General features: G+C 63.7%; 11 protein-coding genes and 1 other RNA gene. 10 read left to right on the forward strand and 2 right to left on the reverse strand.

The annotated features are described in order from the left end of the window. The first annotated feature begins 29 nt into the window (after nucleotides 1–29). Nucleotides 30–1757 carry a helix-turn-helix domain-containing protein gene (locus tag AC5Y5C_RS05460; protein WP_499970598.1) on the forward strand — a complete coding sequence of 576 codons (1728 nt, stop codon included), beginning with the start codon at nucleotides 30–32 and terminating at the stop codon, nucleotides 1755–1757. Here AC5Y5C_RS05460 and AC5Y5C_RS05465 read toward each other — a convergent pair. Then, nucleotides 1653–2939: an IS701 family transposase gene (locus tag AC5Y5C_RS05465; RefSeq protein WP_499969801.1), complete on the reverse strand. Its 1287-nt coding sequence runs from the start codon at nucleotides 2937–2939 to the stop codon at nucleotides 1653–1655. The genes AC5Y5C_RS05460 and AC5Y5C_RS05465 overlap by 105 nt on opposite strands. Nucleotides 2940–3253: 314 nt before the next feature. Between AC5Y5C_RS05465 and AC5Y5C_RS05470 the strand changes: the two genes are divergently transcribed. The 9 genes from AC5Y5C_RS05470 (at nucleotide 3254) to AC5Y5C_RS05510 (ending at nucleotide 13206) form a co-directional block, all read left to right on the forward strand. Beyond that, a complete protein-coding gene (locus tag AC5Y5C_RS05470) occupies nucleotides 3254–4879 on the forward strand; it encodes a carboxylesterase family protein (protein WP_499969805.1) in 1626 nt (541 codons plus the stop codon). A gap of 16 nt (nucleotides 4880–4895) precedes the next feature. Further along, nucleotides 4896–6077, forward strand: a complete 1182-nt coding sequence (locus tag AC5Y5C_RS05475; RefSeq protein ID WP_499969809.1) for a 3-deoxy-7-phosphoheptulonate synthase — start codon at nucleotides 4896–4898, stop codon at nucleotides 6075–6077. Continuing rightward, the gene (locus AC5Y5C_RS05480; RefSeq protein ID WP_499969814.1) at nucleotides 6071–6829 is read left to right on the forward strand and encodes an SDR family oxidoreductase; all 759 of its coding nucleotides are present in this window, start codon (nucleotides 6071–6073) and stop codon (nucleotides 6827–6829) included. The genes AC5Y5C_RS05475 and AC5Y5C_RS05480 overlap by 7 nt, the downstream gene beginning before the upstream one ends. 3 nt (nucleotides 6830–6832) lie before the next feature. Then, nucleotides 6833–7468, forward strand: coding sequence for an isochorismatase family protein (locus AC5Y5C_RS05485; protein ID WP_499969816.1), 636 nt, complete (start codon nucleotides 6833–6835; stop codon nucleotides 7466–7468). Then, the gene (locus AC5Y5C_RS05490; protein WP_499969818.1) at nucleotides 7465–9321 is read left to right on the forward strand and encodes an anthranilate synthase family protein; all 1857 of its coding nucleotides are present in this window, start codon (nucleotides 7465–7467) and stop codon (nucleotides 9319–9321) included. Before AC5Y5C_RS05485 ends, AC5Y5C_RS05490 begins: the two co-directional genes overlap by 4 nt. A 5-nt stretch (nucleotides 9322–9326) precedes the next feature. Continuing rightward, nucleotides 9327–10277: an amidohydrolase family protein gene (locus AC5Y5C_RS05495; protein WP_499969819.1), complete on the forward strand. Its 951-nt coding sequence runs from the start codon at nucleotides 9327–9329 to the stop codon at nucleotides 10275–10277. A gap of 169 nt (nucleotides 10278–10446) precedes the next feature. Continuing rightward, nucleotides 10447–11772, forward strand: a complete 1326-nt coding sequence (locus AC5Y5C_RS05500) for an HNH endonuclease signature motif containing protein (protein ID WP_499969822.1) — start codon at nucleotides 10447–10449, stop codon at nucleotides 11770–11772. Between the two features lie 6 nt (nucleotides 11773–11778). After that, nucleotides 11779–11875, forward strand: an RNA gene (ffs, locus tag AC5Y5C_RS05505) — signal recognition particle sRNA small type. A 47-nt stretch (nucleotides 11876–11922) separates the two neighbouring features. Continuing rightward, nucleotides 11923–13206, forward strand: a complete 1284-nt coding sequence (locus AC5Y5C_RS05510; protein ID WP_499969824.1) for an aspartate aminotransferase type Ic — start codon at nucleotides 11923–11925, stop codon at nucleotides 13204–13206. Here the strand turns inward: AC5Y5C_RS05510 and AC5Y5C_RS05515 are convergent. Next, nucleotides 13203–13859, reverse strand: a complete 657-nt coding sequence (locus AC5Y5C_RS05515; RefSeq protein WP_499969826.1) for a hypothetical protein — start codon at nucleotides 13857–13859, stop codon at nucleotides 13203–13205. The two genes, AC5Y5C_RS05510 and AC5Y5C_RS05515, sit on opposite strands and share 4 nt — an antisense overlap. Nucleotides 13860–13881: the final 22 nt, after the last annotated feature.

Below are 13881 nucleotides of genomic sequence, written 5' to 3' on the forward strand. Positions count from 1 at the left end.
CCGATGTCTTCGAGGCCCGGCTCAAGGAGATGGCCCGCGAATCGTCGCCCCCGTGGAGCGCCGCGGATCTGCACCGCGCCCGCGGATATGCCGAACGCATATACGGCCTTATCGAAGGGCAGAATCAGCGGGAGGCCAGACTATCCAATCTCATTGGGGTGGCCATCGAGCTACTTGGTTGCCGCGATATCGACGAGGCATCCACGATCTTGGTGGAACGTGCGCGGATCATGCTCGACGCCGATTTCGCGTTCATTTCGGTACGCGATGACTCCGGACCCGATGTGCGGCACCATGTCCGCTACGTCGACGGGTCTACCACGGCGATCAACCGCGGTCTGTACTTCCCGATTGGCGACGACGTCGGATTGGTGAGTCAGTACCGCCCCGGCCACGGCCCGGTGTGGACCACGGATTACCCGTCCGACACCAGATTTAGCCGGGCCAGCGATGGCGATGCCGCCATGCGCTCCGAGGGTGTGCACAGCCTGATGGTCATGCCGATGGAACACGAGGGGCAGCACTTCGGCAATCTCTATGTCGGATCGCGTACGGTGCGCAGCTTTACCGGCGCTGAGCGGGCGCTCTTCGCCAGCCTCTGCTCATTCGCGGGTATCGCATTGGCACGCGCCGACGAATTCTCCAGCAGCACAGCACAAATCAGTGAACTAGAGCAGCGTCTCGAGCTGCGGACCAGGCTTCTCAACGCCGGAGCCGGTCCCGGGGGCATGGACAGCTTTGTCCTCACGGCGGGGGAGCACCTCGGTGTCGCGATGCGGGTGACCGGGCATGACGGCGCCGAGATCGCTTCGTACAAGTGGGAATCCGATACGGAAGACTTCGTGACCACCGCGCTAACGGTGGGCGATGACTACCACGGCGAGCTGTCCGTTGCGAGCCTGACTGTCGACCCAGTCTCGTTGTACCCGTTGAGAATCCAGGATCTGACTACCACGGCCGCGGTGGTCATGTGCGGCGACAACCGCATGTCGTTATCGGTGGCCCAGCTGCGTGACGACCTGCTCCACGACGTGCTGGATTACCGCCAGCGCGACAGTCGACTGGTTCAGACCTACGCCCGCCGTTTGTCTTTGGACCTCAATCAGCCTCATGTCGTGGTGATCCTCAGGCCCGAACGTGGCGGACTGGATCGCGCATCGCTGTGGTCGGCGTCGTTCGCCGCACGTGTGGGTGGGCTGCGGGCCACGCAGGACGAGGTCGTGGTGTTACTCGTTCCGGGATCGGATCCGGGGCGGACCGCTCAGGCGGTATGGACCGAGACAACCACACACCTGCGCATGCCGGTGACGGTGTCCTCCGCCGGACCGTCGGACCGCGTCGAGTCCATCGAGGAGACGTATCAGGACGCGATGCGCTGCATGGATGCGATGAGCGCTCTGGGTGCTCTCGGGACCGCGGCTGCGGCCAATGAACTCGGCTTCCTGGGCGTCCTGCTCTCGCGTCACCAGGACGTCGAGGGTTTCGTGAGATCCATGGTGGGGCCCGTCATCGACTACGACGAAGACCGCGATACTGATCTGCTTCAGACGCTCGACGTCTACTTCACGGTTGGGGCCAGCCCTACCCGCGCCGCGAAGATCCTGCACACCCATCCCAACACGGTGGTGCGTCGCCTCGATCGGGTGAATGAGCTACTGGGTGACGGGTGGCAGGATGCCGAGCGGCTCCTGGACACGCAGCTCGCGATCAAGTTGTGGAAAGTTCGTGGTTCGCTGCTCACTCGCCAGACCGGGTGACACCAGGCATCCCACCGCCGCGGCGATGGACACAAGAGTGGCGTGACGATGCCATCCGGTGAACGACCGTCCCGCGAAGTCCTGCATGCCCATCCGGTTCGCCAGATGCAGGTACCCCTGCTGTACGTGATCGGCCAGCGCCACCTGATGTGCCTGTGACGAGGTGGAGAACTCGGGATCGTTGGTCAACCAGAGTTCGGTGCGCGCCCGCGAATGGTCCAGCGGAGTCATGCCGACGAGCGTCAACGGCGTTCGTGACCGTGCCGCCGAGGGGTCCGCCAGCTGAACCTTGGCGATGCTGATCAGGTGCCGTCGTCCCTGGTAGACGTACTGCTCGGTGCGTCGCGAGCCCTTGGTGGCCTGCACGATCTGCGCGGCGGGCAGGACACGCCCCTGGTAGCCGGCGAAGGCCGGGTCGACTACTTGAAGCTGCAGGTCGCTGGGCACCCGCGTGGTGGCGACCTGATGGGCCAGCGTTCCGAAGAGCTGTGTCAGGTCCGCACCGCTGGCACCGAGCAGATCGAAGATCACCGGTGCTTTCGAGGGACGGGCCACCTTGAGGAATTCCTGGAACGACGACAGTGCGCATCCGCTCACCGACTCCAGGGGGTAGTCCTCGGGGATGGAGGTCTTGGTCTTCTTGGTCGCGGATTCCAGCCAGGGCTGCGACAGATGTAACCGCCAGCTCACCGGTACCGCGAAACCGTCGGCAGCGAGCCACACACTGAGGGCGAGCTGGCCGTTGACCGCGCGCCCGGCACGGGGGCAGTAGCGTCGGTCCACACCCACGGAGTGCACGCCCGCCTTGGGAATGAGCATCGGGGTCACCACCCATGCGGCCGCGTGGTACGCGCTGGTGAGGTAGGCAGTCAGGTCCCGTCGCACCGCCCACCAGTCCCAGGTGGAGCTGTTCACGAAGTGATGCAGGTTCTGCTCGCTCACTTCTCTGCCCATGGACTGGCCCATGGTGGCCGCCATGTTCCGCGCCGACTTACGTCCGCGCACCTTCAGCAGGCCGGTGACGTAGTCCTCGCCCTTGGCGCGCTGATCGCAGCGTGGCAGTGATCGCAGCACTTCGGGGCATACATGCGAGGCCACGGATGCCATGGCGTCGACCGAGCTGACGCGGGGCCGCGTATCGAACAGTTCGGTCGCGGCCTGGGCCTTGGTCGCAGATGTCATGTCTGAAGCACCTCAATGAGTTAGCGGATGTTCGGAGTCGACCCAAGAATGGGCCAGAGTGGCGTTGAGGACCAGGTATTGGCACCACACAAAGTGACGGACTATGCGGGTGCCCCACTACACCAAGCGTGGTGGACTAATGCGAGATGACGGATTGATGAACAACCCCGTGACCTGCAAATCATTGTTTGCAGGCTGAGTCATTAGGTGGCGCAATGGGGTGTCAAGGGGGTCAACTTGACGGATTCTCTCCGAACTGACGAACTGAATTCACGATTGTTTGGTGCGCGACGCCCCATCTCGAAGATAGAGAGGTGATTACCCGGCGGGCGTTGCTAGGAACGACATTTGCGTTGGCTGGTGCGGCGGCACTTACCGGCTGCGGCTCGCAGGCCAGCGCGGCGGACCCGCAAGTTTCGGTGACCGGTGGTGCGATCCGTGGGGGAACCGCCGGCAAGGTGCACGTGTTCCGGGGCATCCCCTACGCGCAGCCGCCGACCGGCGAGAATCGATTCCGGTCCCCGCGCCCGCCGGTTCCGTGGCGAAACACTTTGAACACCACAAGATTTGGCTCGGACTTCATTCAGCCCGCCGGTGGCGACCCGGTGCGTCAGGAAGACGCACTGTATGCCAACGTCTGGACGCCCACGGTCGACGGGGCAGCGAAGCTGCCCGTGATCGTCTATATCCACGGTGGCGGCTGGTCGCGAGGGGCGGGCAGTCTCCCGGTCTACGACGGGGCGGCGCTCGCCGAGCGTGCCGGCGCCGTCGTCGTGAACTTCAACTACCGGCTGGGTGCCTTCGGCTTCTGTGGTCATCCGGCTCTCGAAGACCCTGACACCGGACTGCACACCAACTGGGGCCTTCAGGACCAGATCGCGCTGTTGCGCTGGGTTAGTGAGAATGCCGGTGCGTTTGGTGGCGACCCCGCGAACATCACGCTCGTCGGGACCTCGGCGGGGGGCGCCAGCACCTGGCAGTTGTCGTTGCATCCACAGACGCGGCCGCTGCTACGCCGAATCGTCAGCATCAGTCAGGCACATGTCTGGAGTCCCTACTTGAGCCTGACGCCCGATGACGCCACTGCGGTGTTCGACGCGCTGGCCGCGGCTCAGGGAGTATCGGTCAAGAAGCTGAAAGACGTACCGGCGGACCGGATACGCGACTGGTGGGTTGCACAGTTCGCACTGCCGAGGTCGCAGCGGGTTGTCACGAGCGGTCGTCAGTATCGCGGACCGGTCCTCGATCCGGTGCTGCTCCCGGCCTTCGACGTCAATCAACCGATGCCGGACATCCCCACCATCTCCATCTACACCAGCACGGAGGGATCGTTCTTCACCGGCCCCCACGCGCCCGACCCGCAACCGCAGCCGACCGATGCCGCCTCGCTGCGTGCTGCCTTTCGTGACATTCTTGAGCAGGGGGCAACGCCCATATCCGATGCGACCGTCGCCGATGCGGTTGCCGTGTACACGGATTCGGCGAAACAGGATGGCCGTCCGACGGACCCGCTCTCACTGTGGACCGAACTGTGGGGTGATGCCCTGATCCGCCATGACATCCTCGCATTCACCCGACGTGCGACGGTCGAGCGGCGTGCGCCGCTGTACCTCATGGAGTATGCCCACCCGGTGCAGCCGCCGTATTTCGGTGTGCCCCACGAGTCGACATCACCGTTCCTCTTCGGTACCTACGCGCACCCGGCCAACATCGCCAAATTCGGCGACGGGCCGAAGGAGCGTGAAACCTCTGCCGCCTTCATGGATGTGGTGACAGAGTTCGCGCACGGCCGTGCACCGGCCAGCCCTCGGCTTCCGCAATGGGATCCGGTGGGCCAGGACTTGCGGCAGCTTGTGTTGCGTGACGGCGCCGGAACAATCACCGCTCCTACCAAGACCACACAGCTGGGCGTTCTCGACGCAGTCCAGTGGGGCAAGTGAATCAGAAAACAATCGAATGGAGATCACGAGAATGACTGCGCCATCACTGCTGCTCAATACGGGACGTGCTGTGCAACAACCTGTCTGGGAGAACAACACACACTTGGAGCGAGTGCGTGCGGAGCTTAGCGAGCTGCCCGCACTGGTCGGAGCCGACGAGATCAGGACCCTGCGCACGCTGCTGAGCACCGTCGCTCAGGGCCGGGCCACCATCATTCAGGCGGGTGATTGCGCGGAGGATCCGCAGGAGTCGACCAATGCTCACGTGGCCCGCAAGGTGGCGCTGCTCAACGTGCTTGCCGGCACCATGCGGATGAAGACCCACCGGCCGGTACTGCGGGTCGGACGCATCGGCGGGCAGTACGCCAAGCCGCGGTCCAAGCCCACAGAGACGATCGACGGCATCGAGCTGCCCTCCTTCCGTGGACATCTCGTCAACGGCCCGCAGCCGCACCCGGTGCATCGGCGCGCCAACCCGGATCGGATGTTGGCCGGATATTGGGCCGCGAACCGAGTGATGGGTCACCTGGGATGGCGGGTGCCGTCCTCGCTGTCGGTCATCGAGCCGCCGGTGTGGACATCTCATGAGGCGCTACTGCTCGACTACGAGGCGCCGCAGCTACGCCGCGACGGCGAGAACCGCATGGTGCTCACCTCCACGCACTGGCCCTGGATCGGCGACCGGACTCGGCATTTGGACGGCCCCCATGTCGAATTGCTGTCTCATATCGCGAATCCCGTGTCGTGCAAGGTGGGCCCGTCGATGACCACCGAGGATCTGCTCGCGCTGTGCGACAAGCTGGATCCAGAGCACGAGAGCGGTCGGTTGACGCTGATTGCACGACTGGGTGCTTCGAACGTGCGTACCAAACTTCCCGATTTGGTTGCGGCAGTGCGTGAATCCGGCCACCCTGTGATCTGGCTGTGCGACCCGCTGCACGCCAATACGGTGTCCACCGACTCCGGGTACAAGACGCGGCACGTGCAGACGGCCATCGACGAGGTGCGTGGCTTCCGCGAGGTGCTCGATGAGGCAGGTGTGCACGCGGGCGGATTGCACCTGGAAGCGACACCGGATGATGTGGTCGAGTGCGTCTTTGACGATTCTCAGAATCACGAAGTAGGTCAGCGGTATTCGACGCTGTGCGATCCGCGCCTCAACACCGCTCAGGCCACCGAGGTGGTGTCGGCATGGTAGCGGTGGTGACCGGCGCCGGCGGTGGCGTCGGTTCTCGTGTGGTGACGACCCTGGCCCGCCGGGATGAGCGGGTTGTCGCAGTGGATATCGACGAGGTGGCCGTCAAACAGCTTGTCGAGTACGCCGCCGACAAGGGGCTGGATGTCATCGGGCAGGTGCTCGACATCACCGACGACACCGCGGTGGCGGTGGGGGTGGCGGACATCGAATCGCGGATAGGCCCGATCACCTCGTTGGTCAACGGTGCGGGGGTGTTGAGAACCGGCGCCGCGGTGGATTTCTCCGACACCGACTGGGCTCTGACCTTCGACGTCAACGTGCGCGCGCCATTTGTGCTGAGCCGGGAGGTGGCGCGGTACATGATCCCCCGCCGCGCGGGCGCCATCGTGACGATTGCTTCCAATGCCGCATTGGTGGCCCGCAAGGGGATGACGGCGTACTCCGCATCAAAGGCAGCCGCCAACGCCTTCACCAAGAGCCTGGGCCTGGAGCTTGCGGAGCACGGAATCCGATGCAACATAGTCGCTCCGGGATCCACGGACACTCCCATGTTGCGCGCCATGCTTGGCGATTCCTCCGACTCCGGACTGGTTTCCGGCAGTCTGGATGACTTCAAGCCGGGGATTCCCCTGGGGCGCGTCGCACAACCACAACACATCGCCGACGCTGTGTCCTTCCTGCTCTCCGACCAAGCCGCGCACATCACCATGCACACGCTGGTGGTCGACGGCGGCGCGACGCTAGGGGTTTGACCAATGACCACAGTTGAACGCGGTATCCCGATCATCGCCGAGTACGACCTGCCGACCGTGGATCTGTTGCCGGCCAACACGGCGACCTGGCAGATCGATCCGGCTCGCGCCGTGCTGCTGATCCACGATATGCAGCGTTACTTCCTGGCCCCGCTGCCCGCTTCGCTGCGTGCCGAGCTGGTGAGCAACGTCGCGGCCATCCGTGACAGGTCTGTGGCTGCGGGCATCCCGATCGCCTATACCGCTCAGCCCGGCAGCATGACTCAGGAACAGCGTGGTCTGCTCAAGGACTTCTGGGGCCCGGGGATGCGCGTGGACGAGGAGCATCGCCAGATTGTCGACACGATTGCGCCCGATCCCGGCGATTGGGTCTTCACGAAATGGCGGTACAGCGCTTTCCACCGTTCGGCGCTGTTGGAGCGGATGCACGCCGCAGGGCGAGACCAGTTGATTATCTGTGGGGTTTACGCCCATGTGGGGGTCCTGATGACCGCGGTGGACGCGTTCACTCACGATATCGAGACCTTCCTGGTTGCCGATGGGATCGCGGACTTTGATGACGAATCACACTGGATGGCATTGGAATACGCGGCGCGACGGTGCGCTGTGCTGACCGTTACGGACGAGGTGCTGATATGAGCGATCTACTAGGACGCGTCCTGTCCGGAGAAACCGGACCGTTCGCGCTGCTGCACCGACCGGAGTCCGGCGCGCCCGATGCCGTTGACGTATTCACCGGGGAGGTGACGTCCGTAGAGCGGATCGCCGATCTGCCGTTGCGCGACGGACTGATAGGGCATGACCTGCTGGCCTTGGTGCCCTATCGCCAGATCGTCGAGCGGGGATTCGTGGCGCCCGATGACGGTGCTCCGCTGCTGGCACTTGCCATCGAGCGGCAGGAATCGGCGCCGTTATCCGCGGTACTGGATCGAATTCCCGAGTATCCGGTGGTGGTAGGCCACAGCGATTTCGACATCGATGACGAGGAGTACGCACGTCTGGCCTCCGGAATCATCTCCGAGGAGATCGGTCAGGGGGCCGGCGCCAACTTCGTACTCAAGCGAAACCTGCTCGTCCAGTTGCACGACTATTCGATCAACACAGCGCTGACGCTCTTTCGCAGGCTGCTGGAGCGGGAGAAGGGTGCGTACTGGACCTTTTTGGTGAGCACCGGGGATCAGGTGTTCGTCGGTGCCACGCCCGAACGCCATATCAGCGTGCAGGATTCGTTGGCCGTGATGAATCCGATCAGCGGGACTTACCGGTACGGTGCCAACGGCCCGAATCTGGATGCCGTCATGGAGTTCCTGGCCGACACCAAGGAATCCGATGAGCTCTACATGGTGGTCGATGAGGAACTGAAGATGATGGCCCGTATTTGCCCGGATGGTGGGCAGGTGCAGGGTCCGTACCTGAAGGAAATGGCGCGGCTTGCGCACACCGAGTACCTGATTTCCGGTGTGACGAAACGAGATCCACGTGAGATTCTGGCCGAGACGATGTTCGCGCCGACGGTGACGGGAAGCCCGTTGGAGAATGCGTGCCGCGTCATCCAGCGATATGAACCACAGGGCCGCCGGTACTACAGCGGAGTCGCCGCGCTGATCAGTGCCGATACTGCCGGTGTGCGGCAAATGGATTCGGCGATCCTGATCCGTACCGCTGAGATTTCGCCGGATGGAGCACTGGTGGCCGGGACCGGCGCCACCATCGTTCGGCATTCCAATCCCGCGAGTGAGGCCGCAGAAACCCGCAGTAAGGCGGCGGGATTGCTCTCCGCGTTGACGACACGTCGCGAACTTCGCAGTCATCCCCGGGTGACGGAGGCCCTCGCCAGCCGCAATACCGGCATCGGGACCTTCTGGCTGGGGCACGGGTCAGGGGAGAGCGCCGCGAATCTGGCCGGCCGGACCGCGTTGGTGGTCGACGCCGAGGACACCTTCACCTCGATGATCGGATTGCAGCTGCGGGCCTTGGGCTTACGGGTGGATATTCGGCGTTTCGACGAGGACATCCAACCCGGTTCGCATGACATTTTGGTGCTGGGGCCCGGCCCGGGCGATCCCACGGCGATTGATGTTCCGAAGATCGCGAGGCTGACCGCGTTGACGAAGACCGCACTCACCCAGCGCGTTCCGTTTCTGTCGATTTGCCTGAGTCATCAGGTGCTGTGCCGGCAATTGGGTCTGCCCGTCCGTCGCCGAGAGCAGCCCAACCAGGGCGTCCAGCGGGAGATCGATTTGTTCGGAACCGAGCGGCATGTCGGGTTCTACAACACCTTCGCCGCGGTGACGGGCGGAGAGTGGGTGGACACTCCGGCGGGACGTGTTCAGATCAGTTCGGATGCCGCAACGGGTGAGGTCCATGCATTGCGTGCCAAGCGATTCGCGTCAATTCAGTTCCATGCCGAGTCCATCCTGACGCGGGATGGGGTGGGAATCTTCGGTGAGCTACTGACGCCTCTGGCGACGGGGGTCCCGGTACTAGCATGACAAGTGTGCGCATAGACATTCACGCTCACCTGTGGTCCGACGACTACCTCTCGCTGCTCGATGAGCACGGGCGGGCCGGTACCGATGTCCATCGTGGTCTTGGAGCCGGAGCGGCGCGCGCCGATTTGGATGGACGTTTCGCGTTAATGGATGAGGCGGGCGTCGACCTGCAGATCCTCTCGGCGACACCGGCATCGCCGCATTTCGAGGACGAGGCCGCGGCCGTCGAGAGCGCCAGATTTGTCAACGATGAGTACGCGAAGCTCGCCAGTGAGTACCCGGGTCGGTTCCGGGCGCTGGCATCGTTGCCCCTCCCGCATATCCCGGCCACACTGGAGGAACTGAGCCGCGCGATCGACGATCTGGGAATGTACGGTGCGGCGATCACGACCTCGGTGCTTGGACGATCAATCGCCGATCCGATCTTCGCGCCGCTGTACGAGGAGCTCAATCGCAGGGGTGCAATCCTTTTCGTGCATCCGGCAGGGTGTGGCGCGGACTCCTCCTTGATCACCGATCACTCGCTCACCTGGTCCATCGGGGCGCCGATAGAGGACACGATCGCGATCATGCACCTGATCGTCGCGGGCATCCCGTCGCGTTATCCGGATATGAAGATCGTGACGTGTCACCTGGGCGGGGCGTTGCCGATGGTGCTGGAGCGTGCGAATCGGCAGGTGACCGAGTGGGAAGCCACACATTGTCCGGAGGCGCCCAAGGATGCCGCGCGGCGGATTTGGTACGACACGGTGGGGCATGACCACACGCCCGCATTACAGGCTGCTGTCGCGTCGCTGGGTGCAGACCGGCTGGTGTTCGGATCGGATTTTCCCTACCAGGGAGGCGCCAGGTACGTCAGTTCCGCGACGTACATCCAGGAGGGTCTGTCGGCCGAGGATGCGTCGTTGATCCTCGACCGCAATGGGGCTGAACTGTTGGGGTTGACGGGTCCATAGAGTTGGACTGCGCAGACAAATTCAGTCGTCGAGATAGAGAGGCGCATTCGGCCGTGGCTCGCAACGGATGCGCTTGTCGCCGGGTTGCATGCCAAACATCTTCTGACTCACCAGTTTCTCTCGTCACAACCGGACCGCTCTTGTCGGTGGGTGTGGTTAGTATTCGAACATGCGTTCGGTTGAGGTGTTGGGGGCGGCAGTTGATGCCTTCTGCGCCGACACGTTCGATGGGTTGACCGCGTCTGAGGCGTTGGCGGTGCTGGCCCGTCTGGAGGTGGTGCAGCGCCGACTATCGGCCGACGGGTTGGGTTTGATCCCGAAGGTGACGGCCCAGGCCTCGCCCGTCGAGTTGGGTGGCACCTCGCATGCGGACGTTTTGTCGCGGCGGTTGCATATCAGTAAGGGTGCGGCCCGCCGCCGGATCACCGATGCCGAACAGTTAGCGCCGCGGAAGGCGTTGACCGGGGAAGTTTTGGCGCCGCAGCTGCCGAATGTGGCCGCCGCCCTTGGTCGCGGCGAGGTGGGTGAGGAGCATGTGCGGATCATTCGGCAGTTCTTTGATCGGCTGCCGGTGGTGGTGGATGCCCCGACCCGCCAGGCCGCCGAACAACAACTAGCCGCCATGGCCGTCCAATTTCGGCCCGAGGCGCTGCGGGCCGGGGCCGAACGGATGATGGTCTTGTTGAATCCGGACGGGCAGTTCTGCGATGTGGATCGGGCCCGGCGCCGGGGTGTGACGATCGGGCAGCAAGGATTCGACGGCATGTCACCCATCAGCGGCCTGTTGGATCCGGAAACCCGCGCCTATCTGGATGCGGTGTTCGCCAAACTCGCCGCACCCGGCATGTGCAACCCGGCAGATCAAACACCACTGGTAGACGGGGAGATATCCCCCGAGGCCGCCGACCGTGATCACCGAACCTCGGCGCAACGCAACCACGACGCGCTACGCACCTGCCTGCGCACCACCCTGACCACCGGACAACTGGGTTCGCACCACGGACTGCCCGTCACCGTCGTGGTCACCACCACCCTCACAGAACTGCAATCGGCCGCCGGGATAGCGATCACCGGCGCCGGCACCCGGCTACCGATGCGCGACCTGATCCGCATGGCCACCCACGCCCACCACTACCTCACCATCTTCAACGACGACGGCCGCCCCCTATATCTGGGACGTTCTAAACGCATCGCATCGGCAGATCAGCGCATCGTCTTGCACGCCCGTGACCGCGGCTGCACCCACCCCGGCTGCACCGTGCCCGGATACCTCTGCCAGGTCCACCACATCACCAACTGGGCCGATGACGGCCCCACCAACATCGACAACCTCACCTACGCCTGCGGACCACACCACCGCCTCCTCAACCACGGCTGGACCACCCGAAAACACACCAACGGCACCACCCAATGGATACCCCCACCACAACTGGATATGGGTGAGCCGATCACCAACAACCACCACCACACGGAGCCGCTGACGGCCGCCTACTAGACTGGTCGCTGGACCCCGCGCGGCGTCTATCCTGTGAACTCCCCCAGGGCTGGAAGGCAGCAAGGGTCAACGGGCTCTGTCGGGTGCGCGGGGTCCCCTTTCCGAAGATCGCGACCTCCAGATGCCCCGCAGGGCGAATAGGGGAAAGCCGTGTCGTTCCTGTCGCTCGGACCCGACGAACTTGCAGCTCAGCATCGCTTGCAGCAGGAGAACTACCACCAGCTCAAGGCCAAGGGGCTATCGCTGGACCTCACCCGCGGCAAGCCGGCGCCTGAGCAGCTTGATCTGTCGAACGGCCTGCTGGCCCTGCCCGGTGACGGCGACTTCCTTGACGGTAATGGCACCGACACGCGTAACTACGGTGGAGGCAACGGGCTCCCGGAGCTGCGCGCGATCTTCGGTGAGCTGCTCGGCGTTCCCGCGCCCAATCTGATCGCGGCCAACAACGCCAGTCTGTCGCTCATGCATGACGTGATCGTGTACTCGCTGCTCCACGGAACCGTCGACTCACCCCGGCCCTGGGTTGACGAGCCGACACTGAAGTTCCTGTGTCCGGCGCCCGGATACGACCGACATTTCTCCATCACCGAATCCTTCGGCATCGAAATGATTCCGATCCCGCTGCGCGAGGACGGCCCCGATGTTGACCTCATCGAGGAACTCGTCGCCTCGGATCCGGCTATCAAGGGCATGTGGAGTGTTCCCGTCTTCTCCAACCCGACCGGAACCGTGTACTCGTGGGAAGTCGTCCGTCGGCTGGCTCAGATGCACACGGCCGCTCCAGATTTCCGTTTGTTCTGGGATAACGCGTATGCGGTACACACACTCACGCATGATTTCGTCCGGAACGTGGACCTGCTCGGCATCGCAGAAACCGCCGGACACCCCAACCGCCCGTTGATCTTCGCCTCCACCTCGAAGATCACCTTCGCCGGTGCTGGGGTCAGCTTCATGGGCGGATCGCTGGCCAACATCGCGTGGTACTTACAGCACTCAGGCAAGCGCAGCATCGGGCCCGACAAGGTGAATCAGCTGCGGCACTTGCGCTTCTTTGGCGATGCCGAGGGCGTCAAGCTGCACATGCAGAAGCACCAGCAGATCCTCGCGCCCAAATTCCAACTGGCGCTTGAGATTCTGGATGACCGCTTGAGTGAGAGCAAGATCGCATCGTGGAGTGAGCCCAAGGGCGGCTACTTCATCAGCCTCGACGTTCTTGATGGCACCGCCAAGCGCACCGTGGCCCTGGCCAAGGAAGCCGGCATCGCGCTCACCGATGCGGGCGCGACGTTCCCGTATCGAAACGATCCGAATGACAAGAACATTCGACTGGCGCCGTCATTCCCGGCGTTGGAGACCGTTGGTGCTGCCGTCGATGGTCTCGCGACGTGCGCGCTGCTGGCGGCAACCGAGAAGCTGCTGGAGCGCGCAGACTAGGGCGCCTTTTGCACCTTGTCGATCTGCTTGTTGAGCAGCGTCAGTGCAAGCTGATCGTTGTCACTTGTCCAGGGCTCCATGGCGTGAAGCACTTTGACGGTCACCGTGGCTCCGCGTGGATGTGCGGTGAGCGTCTTGATGGTGATTTCCACGGTCTGCTCACCGTCCATGCCCAGTCCGCCGGTGAAGACGCTGGCCGTCGCGTCGACGGTGGCCCCAGGCACCTTCTCCATCTTGACGCTGCCAGTCCCGGCGATGCCGTCGAGATCCAGCGTGACGGACCCGCAACGTCCGGCCTTCTCCTCGATTGTGTGGAATGAGTCGGCAATGCCCTTGCCCACCACGACGTCCACGCGAAGAGCCCCATCCTCATACTGTGCGGCCGCCTGCGGAAAGGGGACCGTGTCGTGGTTGACGAAGATGTTGCACTCGACCGGCTTCACCCTCGGCCCGTCATCGCCTGGTTGCTCGACCACCTCGTACGAGCCGGAGCTGTCGGGAAAGTCCTCACGCGGCAGCAGAAGGGTTTCGGGAGAACCCTTGGGCAGCCCGGGCGAACCATCCGACTTCGGTTCACCCTCGATAACGCTGGTGCACGCCGACGCGAAGATCAACACCGTCGATACCGCACCGATGGACAGCATGCGAGCCACGGGATATCCCCCATCCATCATG

Source organism: Mycobacterium sp. NGS15 (genome assembly GCF_059813245.1).

Coding starts and splice junctions, on each gene's coding strand:
- AC5Y5C_RS05500 (WP_499969822.1), top strand. CDS start 10,447: ATGCGTTCGGTTGAGGTGTTGGGGGCGGCAGTTGATGCCTTCTGCGCC.
- AC5Y5C_RS05465 (WP_499969801.1), bottom strand. CDS start 2,939: ATGACATCTGCGACCAAGGCCCAGGCCGCGACCGAACTGTTCGATACG.
- AC5Y5C_RS05460 (WP_499970598.1), top strand. CDS start 30: ATGGCCCGCGAATCGTCGCCCCCGTGGAGCGCCGCGGATCTGCACCGC.
- AC5Y5C_RS05480 (WP_499969814.1), top strand. CDS start 6,071: ATGGTAGCGGTGGTGACCGGCGCCGGCGGTGGCGTCGGTTCTCGTGTG.
- AC5Y5C_RS05490 (WP_499969818.1), top strand. CDS start 7,465: ATGAGCGATCTACTAGGACGCGTCCTGTCCGGAGAAACCGGACCGTTC.
- AC5Y5C_RS05485 (WP_499969816.1), top strand. CDS start 6,833: ATGACCACAGTTGAACGCGGTATCCCGATCATCGCCGAGTACGACCTG.
- AC5Y5C_RS05475 (WP_499969809.1), top strand. CDS start 4,896: ATGGAGATCACGAGAATGACTGCGCCATCACTGCTGCTCAATACGGGA.